The 20,280-nt window shown below is 71.6% G+C and carries 18 protein-coding genes; 9 read left to right on the top strand and 9 right to left on the bottom strand.

All coding sequences use genetic code 11. The annotated features are described in order from the left end of the window. Positions 1-21: 21 nt before the first annotated feature. The 3 genes from ACWDN5_RS05375 to ACWDN5_RS05385 are packed head-to-tail and all read left to right on the top strand — an operon-like array spanning position 22 to position 2,913. Complete coding sequence (locus ACWDN5_RS05375) at positions 22-1,125, top strand: zinc-binding dehydrogenase (RefSeq protein WP_449674814.1); 1,104 nt, start codon at positions 22-24, stop codon at positions 1,123-1,125. A 10-nt stretch (positions 1,126-1,135) separates the two neighbouring features. Then, positions 1,136-2,083 (top strand): aldo/keto reductase, encoded by a 948-nt coding sequence (locus ACWDN5_RS05380; RefSeq protein ID WP_449674686.1) that lies wholly within the window; start codon positions 1,136-1,138, stop codon positions 2,081-2,083. Next, positions 2,080-2,913, top strand: a complete 834-nt coding sequence (locus ACWDN5_RS05385) for an alpha/beta hydrolase (protein WP_449674688.1) — start codon at positions 2,080-2,082, stop codon at positions 2,911-2,913. Before ACWDN5_RS05380 ends, ACWDN5_RS05385 begins: the two co-directional genes overlap by 4 nt. On the opposite strand, the gene ACWDN5_RS05390 is transcribed toward ACWDN5_RS05385, so the two are convergent. Continuing rightward, on the bottom strand, positions 2,900-4,339 hold the full coding sequence (locus tag ACWDN5_RS05390) for a GMC family oxidoreductase (RefSeq protein ID WP_449674690.1): 1,440 nt from the start codon (positions 4,337-4,339) through the stop codon (positions 2,900-2,902). The genes ACWDN5_RS05385 and ACWDN5_RS05390 overlap by 14 nt on opposite strands. 138 nt (positions 4,340-4,477) lie before the next feature. Here ACWDN5_RS05390 and ACWDN5_RS05395 point away from each other — a divergent pair, with 138 nt between their 5' ends. The 6 genes from ACWDN5_RS05395 to hpaD all read left to right on the top strand — a co-directional run bounded on the left by ACWDN5_RS05395 (position 4,478) and on the right by hpaD (position 11,590). Then, entirely contained in the window at positions 4,478-5,914 is a 1,437-nt protein-coding gene (locus ACWDN5_RS05395; RefSeq protein ID WP_310971811.1) for an aldehyde dehydrogenase family protein, read from the top strand. 73 nt (positions 5,915-5,987) lie between these two features. Beyond that, positions 5,988-7,409, top strand: coding sequence for a fumarylacetoacetate hydrolase family protein (locus tag ACWDN5_RS05400; RefSeq protein ID WP_449674692.1), 1,422 nt, complete (start codon positions 5,988-5,990; stop codon positions 7,407-7,409). Next, a complete protein-coding gene (locus ACWDN5_RS05405) occupies positions 7,391-8,059 on the top strand; it encodes a GntR family transcriptional regulator (protein WP_310971809.1) in 669 nt (222 codons plus the stop codon). The genes ACWDN5_RS05400 and ACWDN5_RS05405 overlap by 19 nt, the downstream gene beginning before the upstream one ends. 44 nt (positions 8,060-8,103) lie before the next feature. After that, entirely contained in the window at positions 8,104-9,051 is a 948-nt protein-coding gene (gene dapA, locus ACWDN5_RS05410; protein ID WP_449674694.1) for a 4-hydroxy-tetrahydrodipicolinate synthase, read from the top strand. Beyond that, positions 9,048-10,553, top strand: a complete 1,506-nt coding sequence (hpaE, locus tag ACWDN5_RS05415) for a 5-carboxymethyl-2-hydroxymuconate semialdehyde dehydrogenase (protein ID WP_449674696.1) — start codon at positions 9,048-9,050, stop codon at positions 10,551-10,553. Before dapA ends, hpaE begins: the two co-directional genes overlap by 4 nt. Then, positions 10,550-11,590: a 3,4-dihydroxyphenylacetate 2,3-dioxygenase gene (hpaD, locus tag ACWDN5_RS05420; RefSeq protein ID WP_449674698.1), complete on the top strand. Its 1,041-nt coding sequence runs from the start codon at positions 10,550-10,552 to the stop codon at positions 11,588-11,590. Before hpaE ends, hpaD begins: the two co-directional genes overlap by 4 nt. Before the next feature lie 36 nt (positions 11,591-11,626). On the opposite strand, the gene ACWDN5_RS05425 is transcribed toward hpaD, so the two are convergent. The 8 genes from ACWDN5_RS05425 to ACWDN5_RS05460 form a co-directional block, all read right to left on the bottom strand. Then, entirely contained in the window at positions 11,627-12,565 is a 939-nt protein-coding gene (locus ACWDN5_RS05425; RefSeq protein WP_449674700.1) for an ABC transporter substrate-binding protein, read from the bottom strand. An 8-nt stretch (positions 12,566-12,573) separates the two neighbouring features. After that, positions 12,574-13,326: an amino acid ABC transporter ATP-binding protein gene (locus ACWDN5_RS05430; RefSeq protein WP_449674816.1), complete on the bottom strand. Its 753-nt coding sequence runs from the start codon at positions 13,324-13,326 to the stop codon at positions 12,574-12,576. Positions 13,327-13,337: 11 nt separating this feature from the next. Further along, positions 13,338-14,261, bottom strand: a complete 924-nt coding sequence (locus tag ACWDN5_RS05435) for an amino acid ABC transporter permease (RefSeq protein WP_449674702.1) — start codon at positions 14,259-14,261, stop codon at positions 13,338-13,340. Next, positions 14,258-14,743, bottom strand: a complete 486-nt coding sequence (locus ACWDN5_RS05440) for a GNAT family N-acetyltransferase (RefSeq protein WP_310971801.1) — start codon at positions 14,741-14,743, stop codon at positions 14,258-14,260. The genes ACWDN5_RS05435 and ACWDN5_RS05440 overlap by 4 nt, the downstream gene beginning before the upstream one ends. A gap of 158 nt (positions 14,744-14,901) precedes the next feature. Beyond that, positions 14,902-16,611, bottom strand: a complete 1,710-nt coding sequence (locus ACWDN5_RS05445; protein ID WP_449674704.1) for an ABC transporter ATP-binding protein — start codon at positions 16,609-16,611, stop codon at positions 14,902-14,904. Continuing rightward, on the bottom strand, positions 16,608-18,278 hold the full coding sequence (locus tag ACWDN5_RS05450; RefSeq protein ID WP_449674706.1) for an ABC transporter substrate-binding protein: 1,671 nt from the start codon (positions 18,276-18,278) through the stop codon (positions 16,608-16,610). Before ACWDN5_RS05450 ends, ACWDN5_RS05445 begins: the two co-directional genes overlap by 4 nt. A 10-nt stretch (positions 18,279-18,288) precedes the next feature. Continuing rightward, entirely contained in the window at positions 18,289-19,284 is a 996-nt protein-coding gene (locus tag ACWDN5_RS05455) for an ABC transporter permease (protein ID WP_449674708.1), read from the bottom strand. Continuing rightward, positions 19,284-20,222: an ABC transporter permease gene (locus ACWDN5_RS05460; RefSeq protein WP_449674710.1), complete on the bottom strand. Its 939-nt coding sequence runs from the start codon at positions 20,220-20,222 to the stop codon at positions 19,284-19,286. The genes ACWDN5_RS05455 and ACWDN5_RS05460 overlap by 1 nt, the downstream gene beginning before the upstream one ends. Between the last annotated feature and the right edge of the window lie 58 nt (positions 20,223-20,280).

Below are 20,280 nucleotides of genomic sequence, written 5' to 3' on the forward strand. Positions count from 1 at the left end.
CTGTAGACTAAAAAGATGGCCCTGCCCACCACCACGGAGGCCGCCGTTCTCACCGGCCACCGCGCTCCCCTCGAACTGCGCGAGCTCCCGCTTCCCGGCGAACCGGAGCCGGGCGCCGCGCTCGTCCGGCTCACCTGCACCACGTTGTGCGGCACCGACGTCCACCTCTGGTCGGGGCGGATGAGCCTGCCCGGCATGCTCCCGATGGTGCTGGGCCACGAGATGGTCGGCGAAGTCGTCGCCACCGGCCCCGGCACCACCGACACCCTCGGCCGCGACATCCGGCCCGGCGATCGCATCGGCTGGTCCGAGTCGACGTGCGGGAAGTGCCACGGGTGCACGATCCTGCGCGAGCCGGTCGCCTGCGAGCACCGCGGCTACGGCTTCCTCCAGCGTGCCGACCGGTTCCCGTACGCCACCGGCGGCCTGGCGCGGTACTGCTACGTGACGCCCGGCGCGGCGAAGCTGCTGCTGCCGGACGACGTCCCGGACACGTGGGCGTCGATGTCGGGCTGCGCGGGCAAGACCGTGTTGCGCGCGGTCGCCCGGTCCGGCGGCATCCGTCCGAACGCGACAGTCGCCGTGCAGGGCGCGGGGGCGCTCGGCGTGTTCGCCACGGCGGTCGCCCGCCTGTGCGGTGCCGGGACGGTGATCACCGTCGGCGGTCCCGGCGAACGTCTGGCCGTGGCCGAACGGTTCGGGGCCACCGCGACCGTTGACGTCGAGTCCACTCCGGACGAACGCATCGAGCGGGTGCGCGAGCTGACCGGCGGCCGCGGCGCCGACCACGTCTTCGACTTCGCGGGCGGCCCGACGATCGGCGAGGAGGCCGTCGCCTTCGCCGCCCAGCGCGGCACAGTCGCGATCGTCGGGTCCACCGGCCCGGCGCCCGTCCCGGTGCCGCTGGGCACGGTGATGGGCAAGGAGCTCACCCTCGCCGGCTCCCTCAACGGCGACATCGCCGACTACCACCGTTCGGTCGGGTTCCTCCGCGCCTTCGCCGACCGGATGCCGTGGGACGAGCTGTTCAGCCCGCCGGTCGGGCTGGCCGGCGCGTCCGCCGCCGTCGAGTCGATGTCCCGGCTCGGCGAGCTCAAAGCCGTCATCGACCCCCGACTTCCCTAGGAGCGTTCCCGTGCCCATCCCCCAGCGCCGCATCGGCCGCGACGGCCCGCGCACCGGCGTGCTGTCCCTCGGCTCGTGGCACACCTACGACCGGATGGACTTCCGCGAAGCGGTTTCGCTGCTGCGGACCGCCGTCGACGCCGGGATCACGCTCTTCGACGTCGGGGTGTACGGCCTGCCCGGCAGCCCGCCGGTCTTCACCGACGTCCTGTTCTCGGCCATGGTCCGGGCCGCGGGCCTGCGCCGGGACGACTACCTGCTCTCGGCCAAGCTGTGGCTGGAGGGCTACCCGGAGCACAGCCTGCGCGCCCAGCTGGAGAACGCGTTCTTCCGGGCCGGCGTCTCGCACGCCGACCTGGTGATCCTCGGCGACCTCCGGCGCGCCGACACCGACCTGCACGCCCTCGTCACCGACCTCGCCGAGTTGCACGACACGGGGCTGATCGGGCGGTGGGGCGTCAACAACTGGTCGGCGTCGGCCATCAAGGCCGTCCACGGCTTCGCGGCCGCGGACGGTGTCCCCGGCCCCGCGATCGCCCAGCTGAAGTACAGCGTGGCGCGGCGGTCCATTCCGGACGGCGAGCCGTTCGCTTCGGTCTTCGAGCTCGGAGTGTCGCTCCAGGCGTCCGACGTCTTCGAAGGCGGGGTCCTGCTCGGGAAAGGCGGCCGCCAGGTCGGCCGGGACCCCGGTGACGTCCGGCAGCGAATCGCGGACTCGGCGGCCGACCTCGCGAAGGTGGCCGAGAGCTTCGGGGCGACCCCGGCCCAGCTGTGCCTGGCGTTCACCCTCACGCACCCGGCGAACACGACGACGTTGTTCGGCGCCACGAGTGTGCGGCAGCTCGAGGACAACCTGAAGGCGGTCGCGCTGGCCGAGCGGGTGGGCGCGGCGGAACTGCGGGCGCTCGTGGAACCGTTCTGGGCGGACCGGGACGCCGTCGATCCGGAGGGGCCGTGAACCTCTCCGCCGAGACGCTCCCCGCGATCCGCGCGTCCTTCCGCAACCCCACGCCGCCGGAGGCCATCGGCGACCGGGACATCACCTGGTCGGACCACGCGCTGGACGGCGGGGTCGTGGTCACCGTGCTGCAGCCCCGGCACCCGCGGCCGGACGCCCCCGGCCTGTACAGCATCCACGGCGGCGGGATGGTGATGGACGACCGGTTCGCCGACCTGCCGCGGCTGGTGCCGTTGATCGAGGAGTTCGGGTTCGTCTGCGCCACGGTCGAGTACCGGCTCGCGCCCGAGCACCCGCACCCGGCGCCGCTCGATGACTGCTACGCGGGCCTCGTGTGGTTCGCGTCGGCCTTCGGCTTCGAGCGGCTCGTCGTCGGGGGCGGCAGTGCGGGCGGCGGGCTCAGCGCCGGGGTGGCGCTGCTGGCTCGCGACTACGGCGGCCCGGCACTGGCCGGGCAGCTGCTGCTGTGCCCGATGCTCGACGACCGGACGTCGGCCGACCTGCCGGACCTCGTGTGGACGAAGCAGGCCAACGACTTCGGCTGGCGCAGCCTGCTGAACGGGCAGATCTCGCCGTACGCGGCCCCCGCGCGGATGGCGGACTTGAGCGGCCTGCCGCCGGCGTTCGTCGAGGTCGGCGGGGCGGAGCTGTTCCGCGACGAGGACGTGGCCTACGCCCAGCGGCTGGCCGAGGCGGGCGTCCCGACCGAGCTGCACGTCTGGGCGGCGGCCCACCACGGCTTCGACCGGTTCGCCCCGGAGACCGAGGTGACCCGCGCGGCGCTGGCCGCGCGGTCCTCGTGGCTGCGGCGCCTGCTCAGTTCCCGATGAGGAACCGCGCGGCCTGCTCGCCGACCAGAACCGCCGGCGCGTTCGTGTTGCCCGTCGTCACGCGGGGCAGCACCGACGCGTCGGCGACCACCAGGCCGTCCAGGCCGGGCACGGCCAGCCGCGGGTCCACGACCGCGTCCGGACCGGTGCCCATCCGGCAGGTGCCGACCTGGTGGTGGTACGTGATCGCCGTCCGGCGGACGTACTCGCGGACGTCGGTGCCCGGCGCCGGGTACCTCGGCCGGGCGCCCCATTCCCCCGCCAGCGCCGGCGCGCGGCCGACCTCGAGGCACTGCTCCACCGACGCCACCAGGCTCTCGAAGTCCGCCGGCGCGGACAGGGCGGCAAGATCGATCAGCAGTTCGTCGTCGGGCGAAGGGCCGGACAGCTTCAGGCTTCCCCGGCTCTCCGGCGTGACCATGCCCGCCATCAGCGAGAACCCGGTCGGCGGCCCGGACATCCACGGCTCGTACATCGGCACGCTGAAGCAGATCGGCTGCGTGTCGGGCACCGCCAGGCCGTCCCGGCTGCGCCAGAACCAGTGCACCTGCGTCACCGGCCTGCCCGGCGCGGGCGCGACCTCGCGGGAGGTCGAGAAGATGATCGGCGAGAGCAGGTGATCGTGCAGGTTGCGCCCCACGCCCGGCAGGTCCGCGACGACGTCGAGGCCGAGCGCGCGCAATTCGTCCGCCGGGCCGACGCCGCTGCGGAGCAGAATCGCGGGCGAGGCCAGCGCCCCCGCGGCGAGCACCACCAGGTCCGCGGAAAGCTCCTGCAGCACGCCGTCGAGAGCGACCACCACACCGGTCACGCGCGAGCCGGAGAACCGGAGCCGGTGCACCAGCGCTCCCGTGTGGACAGTCATCCGCGAGGCCACCGGCGCCCCGTAGGCGTGCCAGGTGTTGAACCGCCGGCCACCACGCAGGGTGATCCGCTCGACGGAAACGCCGTCCAGGTTCCCGCTGTTGTAGTCCGGGTTCAGCGCCAACCCGGCCGAGACGCAGGCGTCCATTATGGACTGCTGGACCGGGTGCAGCGGCTCGTTCGGGACGACCTCCAGGAGGTCCTTTTCGATCCGCGCGAACACCGGCTCGACGTCGGCCCAGCTCCAGCCGGGCAGGCCCCAGCCGTCGTAGTCGGCCGGGGCGCCGCGGACCCAGATCATCGCGTTGAGGGCGTGCGACCCGCCGAGCACCCGGCCGCGCGGCAGGTGCAGCCGCCGTCCGGCGGCGTGCTCCTGCGGCACCGTGTACAGGTCCCAGTCTTCGGGACCGTGCCACAGCTCCCCGGCCCGGGCGGGGTCGTGGATCGCCGGGTTGACGTCCTCGCCCCCGGCCTCCAGCAGCGTCACCGCCGCACCCGCGTCCACCAGCCGCCGCGCCACCACCGAACCGGCCGAGCCGGCGCCCACCACGATCACGTCCATGCGGCCCAGCCTGACGCGCGGCCCGCACCCCGCACGGGATCCCTTCGCGGTCGGTCAACGGGCGTGCGGGAGCGGACAAGACCCGCGGCGGCCCGCCGCCCGATACTCGGTTCACCCCAGGCCGAGGAGGACACCGGGATGGCGACACGCCTCTGCATCGACGGACAGTGGACCGAAGCCGGTGGCGGCGCGCTCCCGACCCGCGACCCGGCCACCGGCCGGATCCTCGAAGAGGTCGGCACCGCTTCGCGAGCCGACGTCGACGCCGCCGTCGCGGCCGCGCGGCGAGCGCTTTCCGCGCCCGGGTGGGCCGGGCTGCTGCCGGTCCGGCGCGCCGCCCTGCTGTTTCGCCTCGCCGACCTCGTCGAGCAGCACCACGAAGAACTGGCCCGGCTGGAAACCCTGGACCAGGGGCAGCCGATCGCGGTGTCCCGGCAGGTGAGTGTGACCGGCGCGGCCGAGCACTTCCGGTACTTCGCGGGGTGGGTCACGAAGCTGCAGGGCACCACGAACCCGGTGTCCTTCCCGGACACGCTGCACTACACCCGCCGCGAGCCGGTCGGGGTGAACGCGCTGATCACGCCGTGGAACTTCCCGCTGATGATCCTCGCCTGGAAGCTCGCCCCCGCGCTGGCCACCGGCAACACCGTGGTGATCAAGCCCAGCGAGGTCACGCCGCTGACGAGCATCCGGCTGGTCGAGCTGGTGCACGAGGCCGGGATCCCCGCGGGCGTGGTCAACCTCGTCACCGGTGACGGCGCCGTCGGCGCTCTCCTGACCGGGCACCCGGACGTCGACCACGTCTCCTACACCGGTTCCACGGCGGTCGGGAAGCTGATCACGGCGGCGAGCGCGGCGTCCAACCTCAAGCGGCTCACCCTCGAACTCGGCGGGAAGGCCCCGAGCATCATCGCGGCCGACGCCGACATCGACGCCGCCGTCGCGGGCAACCTCGCCGGCGCGACGCTCAACACCGGCCAGGTCTGCGCCGCGTACACGCGCTTCTACGTCGACCGCAAGCGCGAGCAGGAGTTCGTCGACAAACTGGCCCGCGGCCTGGAAGGCCTGCGGCTCGGGCCCGGCACCGAGGAGACCACGCAGGTCGGGCCGCTCGTGTCCGAGAAGCACCGCGAACACGTCGACTTCCTGGTCAGCACCGGCCGCGACCAGGGAGCCGACCTGGTGACCGGCGGGAACCCGCTCGACGGCGACGGCTACTTCTACACCCCGACGCTGTTCGCCGGCGTCCGCGACGACATGGCGATCATGCGCGAGGAGATCTTCGGCCCGGTGCTGGCCGTGACGGCCTACGACGACGGCGACGAGCCGCTGGCCCGCGCCAACGACACCGAATACGGCCTGGCCGCGACGGTGTGGACCCGCGACATCCGCACGGCGCAGCGCTACGCGGACGGCCTCCGGGCCGGCGCGGTGTTCGTCAACATGCCGCCGATCCCGGACATGGCGGCGCCGTGGGGCGGGTACAAGGCGTCCGGCTGGGGCCGCGAGATGGGCCCGTGGGCCCTCGACGCGTACACCGAGACCAAGTCCGTCTGGCTCCATTACGGCGGCTGAAGGGGGTTTCCCCGCGCCATAGATCGTATATTATTTGAGATACTTTCTCCCGAACCGGCAGGCAGGACCACCGATGACACCTCTCCCGCAGCGGCCCGGCAAGATCATCGCGCTGCACCTCAACTACCGTTCCCGCGCCGCCCAGCGCGGCCGGGTACCGGAGCAGCCGTCGTACTTCCTCAAGCCCCCGACGTCCGTCGCAGCGAGCGGCACCGCCCTCGAACGGCCGGCCGGCACCGAGCTGCTGGGCTTCGAAGGCGAGATCGCGCTCGTCATCGGCCGCACGGCCCGCCGCGTCCCGCCCGACGAGGGCTGGTCGCACGTCGGCGGCGTCACCGCGGCCAACGACTTCGGCGTCTACGACCTGCGGTACGCCGACAAGGGCAGCAACCTGCGCGCCAAGGGCGGCGACGGCTTCACCCCGCTCGGGCCGGCGGTCCTGCCCGCGGCCGGCGTCGACCCGGCCGCCCTGCGGCTGCGGACCTGGCTCAACGGCGAACTCGTCCAGGAGGACACCACCGCCGACCTGCTCTTCGGCTTCGGACGGCTGGTCGCCGACCTTTCGCAGCTGATCACCCTCGAACCCGGCGACGTCGTCCTGACCGGGACGCCCGCGGGAGCGTCGGTCGCCGTGCCCGGCGACGTGGTCGAGGTGGAGGTCGACGGCGGCGGCCACACCACCGGCCGGCTCGTCACCCCGATCACCGAGGGCACCGTCCCGTTCGGGCCGTACGGTGCGCTCCCCCGCATCGACGAGCAGCAGCGCGCGGACGCGTACGGGACCGCCGAGCCGCAGTTCGAGCTGACGGCCTCCTTGAAGCAGCGGATCGAATCCGTCGGCACCGCCACGCTGTCGGCCCAGCTGCGCAAGCGCGGGTACGACGCCGTGTCGATCGACGGGCTCACCTCGACCAGGCCCGGCGCCCGGCTGACCGGTCGCGCGCGGACCCTGCGGTACCTGCCGTACCGCGAGGACCTGTTCAAAGCCCGTGGCGGCGGCTACAACGCGCAGAAGCAGGCGATCGACCGCCTCGGCCCGGGTGACGTCCTCGTCATGGAGGCCCGCGGCGAACGCGGCACCGGCACGGTCGGCGACATCCTCGCGCTGCGGGCCCAGGTCCGCGGCGCCGCCGGGATCGTCACCGACGGCGGGGTCCGCGACCTGGCCGCGGTGTCCGCTTTGGACATTCCCACCTACCACGCCGGGCCGCACCCGGCGGTGCTCGGCCGGCGGCACGTGCCGTGGGACGTCGACGTCGCCATCGCCTGCGGTGGCGCCGCGGTCCGCCCGGGCGACGTCATCGCCGGCGACGGTGACGGCATCCTGGTCATCCCGCCGGACCTCGTCGAAGAAGTCGTCGACGCGGCGATCGAGCAGGAGCTGCAGGAGACGTTCATCGCCGAGCGGGTCGCCGACGGCGAGCGCGTCGAAGGCCTCTACCCGATGGACGAGCACTGGCGCGGGAGGTACGCGGCATGGCGCGCGAACCGGTGAACGGCACCACGATGAGCAAGTCGCGGATCGCCTACGAGTGGATCAAGGCCCGGATCGCCGACGGCACCTTCTCCCCCGGCTACCGCCTGGTCCTGGGCCAGCTCGCGCAGGAGCTCGGCGTCAGCGTGGTGCCGGTCCGCGAGGCGATCAGGCTGCTGGAGGCCGAGGGCCTGGTGACCTTCGAGCGCAACGTCGGCGCCCAGGTCGCGATGGTCGACGAAAGCGAGTACCAGCACACGATGCAGACCCTCGCCCTGGTGGAAGGCTACGCGGCCGCGCTCGCCGCACCTGTCCTCCTGCCAGACACGCTGGCGAAGGCCCGCGCGCTGAACGCCGAGCTGGCCGGCTGCCTCGGCGACTTCGAACCCGCGAAGTTCACCGGCCTCAACCGCGACTTCCACGCCGTGCTGTTCGAAGCCTGCCCCAACCCGCAGGTCCTCGACCTCGTCCGCCGCGGCTGGGACCGGCTCGGCCGGCTGCGCAGCTCGACCTTCAGCTTCGTGCCCGGCCGCGCCCGCGAGTCGGTCGCCGAGCACGAAACCATCCTCGGCCTGCTCGAACGCGGCGCGCCCGGCGCGGAGATCGAACAGGCTGTCCGCGCCCACCGGCTGGCCACCCTGGACGCCTACCTCGCCTACCGCCGCCACTGACGCGACTGACGCGACTGACGCGACTGACGCACGAAGGGAAACCCATGCGATTCCGCTCCGACCCCCGGGCCATCCGCGGGTCGATCGCGCCCTTGATGACGCCGTTCACCGCCGACGGGGCCGTCGACCACGACGGCCTGAAGAACCTCGTGCGCTGGCAGCTCGCCTCGGGCACGCACGGCATCTCGATCGGCGGTTCCACCGGCGAGCCCGGCTCCCAGACGGTGGCCGAGCGCGCCGAGGCGATCCGGACGGTGGCCGCCGAGGTCGGCGACCGCGTCCCCTTCGTCCCCGGGACCGGTTCGGCGAAGCTCGACGAAACCCTGGAACTCACCGCGGCCGCGCGCGACGCCGGGATCGACGCCGCCCTGGTCATCACGCCCTACTACGCGCGGCCGACACAGGACGCCCTGTTCGTCTGGTACCGCACGGTCTGCCGCGAGTTCCCGGACCTGCCGATCATCGCCTACAACGTGCCGAGCCGGACCGCGGTCGACCTCGCACCGGAGACCGTCGCGCGGCTCTTCCGCTCGTGCGACAACTTCGCCGGGATCAAGGAGACGACGAAGGACTTCGAGCACTTCTCGCGCGTGCTGCACCTGTGCGGCCGGGACCTGGTCGTGTGGTCCGGGATCGAGCTGCTCTGCCTGCCGCTGCTGGCCCTCGGCGGCGCCGGGTTCGTCAGCGCGACGGCCAACATCGCCCCGGCCGCGTGCGCCGAGATGTACACGGCCTGGCAGGCCGGTGACCACGAGCGCGCCCGCGAACTCCACTACGGCCTGCACCCGCTGGTCGACCTGCTGTTCGTGGAAACCAATCCGGCGCCCGGGAAGTGGGTGCTCGAACAGCGCGGGCTGATCGCCTCCGGGCACGTCCGGCCGCCGCTGATCCCGCCCACCGAATCCGGCCTCGCCCGGATCAAGGACCTGATGGCCGAAGGCGCGCAGTACCTCAGCCCGGTCGACGGCTTCTCTGTGGAAGGAAAGGCATGACCCACCACGTCCCGGACGGACTGCCGGGCGAGCTCAAGCACTACATCGGCGGCCGGCTCGTCGACAGCGTCTCGGGCAAGACGTTCGACGTCCTCGACCCGGTGTCGAACACCCCGTACGTGACCGCCGCGGCGGGCCAGGCCGAGGACGTCGACCGCGCGGTCGCGGCGGCCCGGGAGGCGTTCACCGGTGGGCCGTGGCCGCGGATGCTGCCGCGGGCGCGGGCGCGCGTGCTGAACAGGATCGCCGACGCCGTCGAAGCCCAGGACCGGCGGCTCGCCGAGCTGGAGACGTTCGACACCGGCCTGCCGATCACCCAGGCGCTCGGGCAGGCGCAGCGGGCGGCGGAGAACTTCCGGTTCTTCGCCGACCTCGTCGTCGCCCAGGCCGACGACACCTACCAGGTGCCCGGGCGGCAGGTGAACTACGTGCACCGCAAGCCGGTCGGCGTCGCCGGGCTGATCACGCCGTGGAACACGCCGTTCATGCTCGAGAGCTGGAAGCTCGCGCCGGCGCTGGCCTCGGGCTGCACGGTGGTGCTCAAGCCGGCCGAGTTCACGCCGCTCTCGGCGAGCCTGTGGGCGGGGATCTTCGCCGAGGCGGGGCTGCCGGACGGGGTGTTCAACCTCGTCAACGGCTTCGGCGAGGAAGCGGGTGACGCGCTGGTCAAGCACCCGGACGTGCCGCTGATCTCGTTCACCGGCGAGACCACGACCGGGCAGACGATCTACCGCAACTGCGCGGCGCACCTCAAGGGCATGTCGATGGAGCTGGGCGGCAAGTCCCCGGCGATCGTCTTCGCCGACGCCGACCTCGACGCCGCCCTCGACTCGACCCTCTTCGGCGTGTTCTCGCTGAACGGCGAACGCTGCACCGCGGGCAGCCGGATCCTGGTCGAGCGGCCGATCTACGATGAGTTCTGCGCGCGGTACGCGGAACGGGCCGCGAACATCGTCGTGGGCGATCCGCACGACCCGGCCACCGAGGTCGGCGCGCTGGTGCACCCCGAGCACTACGACAAGGTGATGAGCTACGTCGAGCTGGGCAAGACCGAAGGCAGGCTGCTCGCCGGCGGTGGTCGTCCGTCCGCTTTGGACACCGGGAACTATGTGGCGCCAACGGTGTTCGCCGACGTCCCCCCGACCGCGCGGATCTTCCAGGAGGAGATCTTCGGCCCCGTCGTCGCCCTGACGCCGTTCGACACCGAGGCCGAAGCCCTCGCGCTCGCCAACGACGTCAAGTACGGCCTGGCCGCGTACCTGTGGACGTCCGATCTCGCGCGGGCGCACACCTTCGCGCAGTCGGTCGAAGCCGGGATGGTCTGGCTGAACTCGCACAACGTCCGCGACCTGCGGACGCCGTTCGGCGGGGTCAAGGCGTCCGGCCTCGGCCACGAAGGCGGCTACCGCTCCCTCGACTTCTATACCGATCAGCAGGCCATCCACGTCTCACTCGGGCCGGTGCACACGGCCCGGTTCGGCGCCGGGAAGGAAACCGCATGACCACCACCCCGCCGGACGTCATCCGCTGCGCGTACGCCGAACTCGTCGTCACCGACCTCGCCGCTTCGCGGGCGTTCTACGTCGACGTGCTCGGGCTCGTCGTCACCCACGAAGACGACTCCGCGTTGTACCTGAGGGCGTTCGAGGAGTACCTGCACCACTCGCTGGTGCTGCGCAAGGGCCCGGAACCCGCGCTGGGCGTGCTGGCCTACCGGGTGCGCACCCCGGCCGACCTCGAGCTGGCCGAGGCGTACTACCGCGAGCTCGGCTGCCCGGTCTCCCGGCGGCCGGCCGGCGCCACCCGCGGCATCGGCGAGGCGGTGCGCGTGCTCGACCCGCTCGGGTTCCCGGTCGAGTTCTTCCACGACGCCGAGCACGTCGAGCGGTTCACCCAGCGCTACGACGTCCACGGCGCCGGCGCCCTGTCGCGGCTGGACCACTTCAACCTCGACACCCCGGACGTCCCGGCGGCCCGGAAGTACTACGAGGGCCTGGGTTTCCGCGTCTCGGAGGACATCCAGGACGACGAGGGCACGGTGTACGCGGCCTGGATGTTCCGCAAGCCGACGGTCCACGACGTGGCCCTGACCGGCGGCGACGGCCCACGGCTGCACCACATCGCGTTCGCCTCCCACGAACGGCACCAGATCCTGCACATCTGCGACCACCTCGGCGCGCTCCGGAAGTCCGGCATGATCGAGCGCGGCCCGGGCCGCCACGGCGTGTCGAACGCGTTCTACCTCTACGTCCGCGACCCGGACGGGCACCGCATCGAAATCTACACGCACGACTACTACACCGGCGACCCGGACAACCCGGTGATCACCTGGGACGTCCACGACAACCAGCGCCGCGACTGGTGGGGCAACCCGGTGGTGCCGAGCTGGTACACCGACGCATCGCTCGTGCTCGACCTCGACGGGCGCGTCCAGCCGGTCGTCGAACGGGCCGAGCCGCGCGAAGCCGACGTCACCATCGGCGCCGACGGGTTTTCCTTCACCGGCGGGGCGGAGTACAAGCTGGGCGAGCAGGTGTGAAACCCACTCACGGGTGCGGTGCAGGAGGAGGCCGGTTCACTTCCGGGGCAGGCCCTGCGGATTGACCTCCGAGGCCGGCAGCGCCTCCGAAGTGAGGTTCCAGCGCTTGAGGACCTCCGCGTACCGGCCGTTCTTGATCACCGTGTCCAGGGCCTGCTGCAGGGCCTTGACCAGGCCGTCGTCCTTCTTGGTCATCGCCGCGATGTCCGCCGGGATCGTGCCGCCGCCGGAGACCGTGCCGACGATCTTGGTCTTCCCGTCGACGGCGACGTGGTAGGCCGAGGTCGGGTTCGGGCCGACGTAGGCGTCGATGCGGCCGGACTGCAGCGCCAGGTAGTAGTCCGAGGTCGCCTGGTAGTACTGGAACTTCACCGGCGCCAAGCCGGCCGCCTTGTTCTGCTGGTCCCAGCGCAGCAGGATCTGCTCCTGGTTCGTCCCGGCGCTCACGCCCACGGTGAGCCCGGCGATGTCCTTCGGCTCCTTCACCGAGACGTTCTTCTCGCTCTTCACCTCGAACGCGATGGTGTCCTTGCGGTAGGTCGCGAAGTCGTACTTGTCCTTGCGCTCCTCGGTCACCGTGATGTTCGAGAACCCCGCGTCGAACTGCCGGTTCTCCACCGACAGGAACAGGTTCTCCCACGACGAGGCCTGCAGGTCGAGCTTGAGGCCGAGGACGTCGGCGACCAGCTGCGCGAGGTCGGGCTCGACCCCGATGACCGTCTTGTCGTCGTCCGCGCGGAACGACAGCGGCGGGGTGCCGTTACCCGTGGTCCCGACGACCAGGGTGCCGCGGTTGCGGATGTCGGCGGGAACGAGCGCGGCGATCGCGTCGGCCTTCTGCGCCCGGACGCGGTTCTGGTTCGCGGTGATGTTGACCCCGCCGGGCTGATCGGCGACGGGCGCGGTCACTGCCTCGGGGTTGCCGCACGCGGCGAGCACGAACACCGAAGCGAGCAAAATTGTTCTCGACTTCATGACTCTCCTCAAAGGACTTTGTCGACGAAGGCCCGGGTGCGGGCGTGGCGGGGGTTGTCGAGGACGTCGGCGGGCGGGCCCTGTTCGACCACGCGGCCTTCGTCGAGGAACACGACGGTGTCGGCGACTTCGCGCGCGAAGCCCAGTTCGTGGGTCACGACGACCATGGTCGTTCCGGTCCGCGCCAGGTCGCGGATGACCGCGAGGACCTCCCCGACCAGCTCGGGGTCGAGGGCCGAGGTGGGTTCGTCGAACAGCAGGACGTCCGGTTCGAGGGCCAGCGCCCGCGCGATCGCGACCCGCTGCTGCTGTCCGCCCGACAGCCGCCGGGGGTACTGGTCCGCCTTGTCCGCGAGCCCGACCCGGTCCAGCAGCTCGCGCGCCTCGGCCTCGGCTTCGGCGCGCGGACGGCGTTGCGCGGAAACCGGCGCCTCGACGACGTTCTCCAGCACGGTCAGGTGCCCGAACAGGTTGAAATTCTGGAACACGAACCCGATCTTCGTGCGCTGCTTGAGGATCTCGCGTTCCTTGAGCTCGTGCAGCCGGTTCCCGGACCGGCGGTAGCCCATCAGCTCGCCGCCGACGCTGATGAAGCCGCGATCGGCGCGTTCGAGGTGGTTGATCAACCGCAGCAGCGTGGACTTGCCGGACCCCGACGGGCCCAAGAGGACGGTCACCTCCCCTTGGCGCACCTGGAGGTCGACCCCGTCGAGGACGGTCAGGTCGCCGAAGCTTTTGTGAACGCCCCGAACGTCCACCATGTACTCCGTGCTCACGCCCGCCTCCAAGCCGCGCGCAGGCGCTGCAGCGGCGTCGGCGGCAGCGCCCGCTGGGTGCCGCGGCCGAAGTGGCGTTCGACGGAGAACTGCGCGACCGACAGGACGGTGGTCAGCGCGAGGTACCACGCGGTGGCCACGAGCAGCAGCGGGATCACGCGGCCACTCCGCGTGTAGATCACCTGGACCTGGTAGAACAGCTCCGGCAAAGCCATCACATAGACCTGCGAGGTCGCCTTCAGCAGGCCGATGATCTCGTTGGCCGCGGTCGGCACGATGGTGCGCATCGCCTGTGGCAGCACGATCCGGCGGAACTGCCGCCCGGCCGGGATACCCAGGGCCGCGGCCGCCTCCCGCTGCCCCGCGTCCACCGACAGGAAGCCGGCGCGCACGATCTCCGCGGCATAGGCGCCTTGGTGCAACGCGAGTCCGAGGCCGGCGGCGAGGAACGGCGGGATCAGGCTCATCGTCCCCACCGAAACGAAGGAGGGGCCGAACGGGATGCCGAACGAGACCTCGTTGTAGAGGATGGCGAGGTTGTACCAGAACAGCAGCTGCAGGATGAGCGGGACCGATCGGAAGATCCACGTGTAGGTCCAGCTGACCGCCCGCAGCAGCGGATTGCGGGAGATGCGCAGCAACGCCAGCACGGTCCCGAGGAGGAATCCGGCCACGACACCGAACAGCGTCAGTTCCAGGGTCAGCGCGACGGCTTCCAGGATCGACTTCTGGAAGACGAACCGGGTGAACGTCGGCCAGTCGAACGCCTTGTTGGTGATCAGCGCATGACCGGCCATCGCGACGAGAACCGCCACGACGGCGGCGGCGATCCAGGTCAGCGGATGGCGTGCGGGAACGATCTTGAGCGTTTCTTCCGGCGCCGCGGCGGAGGCAGGTCGCGTTCCGAGATCGCTGGTCATCTCGCCCCCACCGCGGTGGGAAGCGCTTTCGAGAACGCCAACCGCGTCACCGGGACGGCGTCGACGTCGAAGTGCGGGGTGTAGCCGGTGGCCAGGTAGAGCCCACGCGCCTCGGGCTGGTTCGGACCGGTGGTCAGGAAGATCCGGGTGTACCCGCGGCGGCCGGCTTCGGCCTCCAGTTCGGCGACGACGCGGCGGCCGAGGCCGTGACCACGGTGCGCGCGATGGGTCCAGATCCGCTTGAGTTCGGCGGTTTCCTCGTCGTAGCGCTGAAACGCCCCGCCTGCGACGGTGACTTCGCCTGCCAGGAGCAGCAACAGTCCACCGTGTGGCGGAGCGAACCGCTCGGGTGGGTACTCACGGAGTTCGAAGTGGACGTCGTTGAGCACGCGGTGGTAGCGCGCGGAATACTCGCGGGCCAGGTCGGCGAGCAACGGCCGGACCCGCGGATCAGACTGGGCGACCCAGACGGATTCGGGCATGGGGGTACCTGTTCCGGAAAAGGAAAGGGGGAGAAAAGCGCGGGCGCTTTCCGCTTGCTCCCACAAACCTTAGGAAGCACGCCGAGCCCGGTCAACGAGCCGTCCGCGGATTCCAGATCCTGGACGACGGGCCCCGACGATTCGCCGGCGGCGCGGCCTCAGCGCAGCTGCCGCCAGGCTTCGCGACGGCGGCGCTGGGCTTCCGGGTCGGCGACCGGTGCCGCCGACAGCAACCGCCGCGTGTACGGGTGCGCCGGCGCGGTCAGGACGTCCTTGGCCGGCCCCTGCTCGACCACGTGCCCGCGGTGCATCACCGCGACCCGGTCGGCGAGCTGCTCGATCACCGCGAGGTCGTGGCTGATGAACAGGCACGCGAAGCCGAACTCGTGCCGGAGGTCGCGCAGGAGGTCGAGGATGCGGGCCTGGATGGTCACGTCGAGCGCGCTGGTCGGTTCGTCGGCCACCAGCAGGTCCGGGCGCAGCGCGAGGGCCCGCGCGATGCAGGCACGCTGCCGCTGGCCGCCCGAGAGCTCGTGGGGGTAGCGGGAGCTCAGCGACGGCGACAGCTGCACCGCGGACAACAGCTCCGCCACCCTGCTGTCCACTTCGGACCCGCGCACGGTCCGGTGCAGGCGCACCGGCGTCGCGACGCTCTCCCCCACCGTCGTCCGCGGGTTCAGCGACGACAGCGGGTCCTGGAACACCACGCCGATCCGGCGGCGCAGCCGCTTCGCCGCCCGGCCGCGGACCCGGGTGATGTCCGCGTCCCCGATGTGCACCGTCCCCGCCGTCGGCGCGAGCAGGCCGGTGACCGCCCGGGCCACCGTGCTCTTGCCCGAGCCGGACTCCCCGACCAGGCCCAGGACCTCCCCCGGTGCCACGTGCAGGCTCACCACCGAGGCCGCGTGGACGGCCATCGTGCGGAACCGGCCGCGGTAGGTCACCGACAGGTTCTCCACGCGCAGCAGCGGCGCCTCGGCGGGCACGTCCGGGACCGACGCCGTCGCGGGGTGCCCGGACGCGGCGACGTGCCCCGGTGACACTTCGACCTCCGCGGCCAGGGCACGTTCGATCCCGGTCGTCGCCGCGGTGCTGAGCGAGACCACCGAGCCGAGCAGCTGCCGGGTGTAGTCCTCGGCCGGCGCCGAGAAGATCGCTTCGACCGGCCCCTGCTCGACCACGCGGCCGTCGTGCATCACGACCACCCGGTCGGCGAGGTCGGCGACCACCCCCATGTCGTGCGTGATCAGCAGGATCGCCGTCCCGAGCCGCGCGCGCAGGTCCCGCAGCAGCTCGAGGATCTCCGCCTGCACCGTGACGTCCAGTGCGGTGGTCGGCTCGTCGGCGATCAGCAGCTTCGGCTCGTTCGCCACCGCCATCGCGATGACCACGCGCTGCAGCTGCCCACCGGACAGCTCGTGCGGGTAGGACCGGAACCGCTCGCGCGGCTCCGGCAGCCCGACCAGGGCGAGCAGCTCGGTCGCCCGTTCCCGCGCGACCGGAGCCGCGAGCGGCTGGTGGGCCCGGATGGCCTCGACGAGCTGGTCCCCGATCGTGAACACCGGGTTCAGCGCGCTCATCGGCTCCTGGAACACCATGCCGACCTCGCCGCCGCGGACCCCGCGCAGCTCGGCCGGGGTCATCGCGTAGAGGTCCCGCCCGGCCAGCTCCGCGCGGCCGGTCACGCGGGCCGTGGGCGGGAGCAGGCCGAGCAGGGACATCGCGGTGACCGTCTTGCCGGAGCCGGACTCCCCGACCACCGCGACGACTTCGCCCGCGCGGACCTCGTAGCCGACCCCGCGGACGGCTTCGACGTCCCCGAACGAGACCGCGACGTCGTGCAGCCGCAGGAGCCCGGCTCCGCTCACTGGACGATCCCGAACTTGCGGTAGTCGACGTAGGCCGGGAAGCGCCCGATCTCGACGCCACCGACCTGCGACCCGTGCAGGAACGAGTTGCGGGTGTAGATCAGCGGCACCACGGGCGAGTCGGCGAGGATCTTCTTGTCCAGCGCCGCCCACTTCTTGCCCGCCTCGGTCGGGTCGACGGTGGCCTGCGCCTCGGCGATCAGCTTGTCGACCTCGGGGTTGTTGTAGCGGGACTCGTTGTACCCGCCGTTGCCGATCTCGGTCGACTGGAACAGCGGCTGGATGTTCGCGTTGGCCGACGGGATGTCCGGCTGCCACGAGGTCAGCGTCAGGTCGTAGTCCGAGAGGCCCTTGGTGTCCACTTCGGACGTGTAGGTGTCCTCGTCGAGCGGCTTGATGGAGATCTTGATGCCCGCCCGCGCCAGGGACGCCTGGATCGCCGCGGCCTTCTCCGGAAAGCCGCGTTCGTTGTGGGTGGCCAGCACCAGGCCGTCCAGCCCGTTCGGGAACCCGGCCTCGGTCAGCAGCTGCTTGGCCTTGACGACGTCCCCGGACGGCGGCGCCGGGTACAGGTCGTACTGCTCGCGGCCCTGCAGCCCCGGCGTGATGAGCGTGGTGGCGACGTCCCCGGCCAGCTGGGCGCTGCCGGCGCTGGCCACCTGGTAGGCGGCCTTGTCGACGGCGTACTGGAACGCCTGGCGCACCTTCGGGTCCTTCAGGTTGCCGCGCTGGGTGTTCAGCGAAAGGTAGGCCAGTGCACCGGACTCCGACGTCACGAGCCGCGACTTCGCCGAGGCGTTGCCCTGGATCTGGGCCAGCTGCGCGGGCGAGGCGAAGGACATGCCGAAGGCGGCGCGGTCCTTGCCCGTGTCGTCGACCAGCCGCTTCGAGATGACCCCGGTGTCCTGGCCGAGCTCGAAGTCGATGGTGTCCGGGTTGGCCAGCCGCGTCTTGTCCTCGTCGCGGCTCCAGTTCGGGTTGCGCGTCAGCTTCGCCGACTTGCCGCGCTCGTAGCTCGCCAGCTGGTACGGGCCGGACGCGACCGGGTGGTCACCGTAGTTCGCCTCGGCGCCCTTGCCCTTCGGCACCGGCGAGAACGCCGGGGTGCTGGCGACCCAGTTGAAGTCACCGTACGGGCGGGCGAGGCGGAAAACGATCGTCTTCGCGTCCGGCGTCTGGATCGTGTCGAGGTCCTTGCCCTCGAACGGGCCCTTGTACGCCAGCCCCGGCGAGAGCAGGTCCTTGTGGTAGGCCAGGCCGCCGGAGAACGCCGGGGCGAACGAGCGCTCGAGGCCCCACTTGACGTCTTCGCTCTCGATCGGCGTGCCGTCGGCGTACTTCAGGCCGTCCTTGAGGGTGAACGTCCACGTCCGGCCGCCGTCGCTGGGCCGTCCGGTGTCGGTGGCCAGGTCGGGCACGATCGTGGTGTCCTTGCCCGGTGCGACGTCCCACGACGTCAGCCGCCGATGGATCAGCCCGAGCGTGGTGACGACCAGGTTCGAGCTCTTCGCCGGGTCCCACGTGATCGAGGGTGCGTCGTTGAGCAGGACGAGGTTTCCACCCGGTTTGACGGTGCCGCCCTGCCCCGCCGGCGTGTCGTTGGCGCCGCACGCCGTCAGCAGCGTGACGGCGGCCAGCACCCCCGCGGCAAGCCGCAGCTTCTTCATCGTTTCCCCTTCAGACGAGGCGCGCACGCGGATCGAGCGCGCCGTAGCAGAGATCGACCAGGAAGTTCAGGACCGTGACGAGCAGGGCCGAGAACAGCGTCACCCCGAGCAGCACGGGCAGGTTCAGCGACGCGATCGCGTCGACGAGCAGCCGCCCGACACCGGCCATGCCGAAGATCCGCTCGGTGATCACGGTCCCGGCCAGCAGGGCGCCGAGGTCGACGCCGAACACGGTGACCACCGGCAGCAGGACGTTGCGCAGCGCGTGCCGGCCGACGACCTTGCGTTCGGTGAGGCCCTTGGCCCGCGCGGTCCGGATGTAGTCCTCGCCGAGGGTTTCCAGCATCTGGCCGCGGGTGAGCCGCGCGTAGATCGCCGCGTGCAGGAACGCGAGCACGAACCACGGCAGCACCAGGTGCCACGCCCACTGCACGGGATCCTCGGTCAGCGGGACGTATCCGTTCTTCGGGACGACGTCGAGGGCGAACGCGAAGGTCGTGATGCCGATCATCCCGGCCAGGTAGGCGGGCATCGACACGCCGGCCATCGCGGCGGCCATCGTGATCCGGTCGACGGCGGTCCCGCGGCGCAGCGCGGAAAGCACGCCGAGGCCGACCCCGAGGACGATCCAGATCGCCGCCGCGCCCAGCGCAACGGAGAAGCTGACCTCGATCCGGCCGCCGATTTCGGCGAGCACGCCGACGTTGTTCTGGAAGTCCCAGCCGAAGCACGGCGCCGGGCAGTGGATCGCGGCGGCGCCGGTGCCGAACGTGCGGCCGCCGACGATCCCGCCGAGGAACTCGAAGAACTGCCCGTACCAGGGGACGTCGTAGCCCATGAACTCCCGCGCGAGCTGCAGTCCTTCGGGCGAACACGGGCGGCCGCAGGCCATCCGGGCCGGGTCGGCGGGCAGGACGTAGAACACGACGAACGTCACGAACGCGACGACGAACAGGACCAGCAGCATCCCGGCGAACCGGGTGGCGACGAACCGCGCGGTACGCATCAGGCAGCACTCCCGGAGCGTGGATCGAGGCCGTCGCGGATCGCGTCGCCGACGACGTTGAACGCCAGCGTGATCACGAACAGCAGGAGCCCCGGGAAGACCAGGTACATCGGGTCGGTCTCGAAGAAGTCGATCGCCGCGCTGATCGTGCGTCCCCAGCTGGGCGTCGGCGGGAGGACACCGACGCCGAGGAAGGACAGCGCGGCTTCGCTGCCGATCATCGACGGGATGGCCAGGCTGGCGACGACGATGATCGGCGCCCACAGGTTGGGCAGCAGTTCCTTCGTGAACACGTGCCACGGCCCACCGCCGACGACTTTCGCCGCGGCGATGAAGTCGCGCTTGGCCAGGGTCAGCGTCTGCGCCCGCACGATCCGGGCCACGCGCGGCCACCCGAACAGCCCGAGGACGACGATCAGCGTGACCTGGCGCGGGAAGTCGACCGGCAGGACCGCGCCGAGCGCGATCATGAAGATCAGGTACGGGAAGCCGAGGATGACGTCGGCGGTCCAGGTCACCAGGCGGTCCCACCAGCCGCCGAGGTAGCCGGCGCTGACCCCGATCACGACCCCGAGCGCCGTGCCCAGGGCGGTGGCCCCCAGGCCGACCAGCAGCGAGGTGCGCGCCCCGTGGGCGACGAGCGCGAACAGGTCGACGCCGGTCAGCGGCTCGACGCCGAACCAGTGCGCACCGCTCACGCCGCCGAGCACCCCGGCGGGCAGCCCGGTCGGGCCGAGCGTGGCGATGTCCGGAGTCAGGCTCTGGCCCTCGAGGAGGACGAAGAGGTCGGCCCCGGCGGCGAGCAGCACGATGACGACGATCAGGAGCGCGCAGACGGAGGTCCACCGGCCGGAGCGGACGGCGCGCCACACCGCGGCGGGCAGGGAACGTGCCGCGAGGGCCGGGACATCGGTGGATGTCGGCGGAGGGTTGACCACAGCACCTTCAAGGTTCAGCCGATCGAGTGACGATCAGGACCTTAAGGAGATTGACCGG

The organism is Amycolatopsis sp. NPDC003731, from assembly GCF_053586895.1.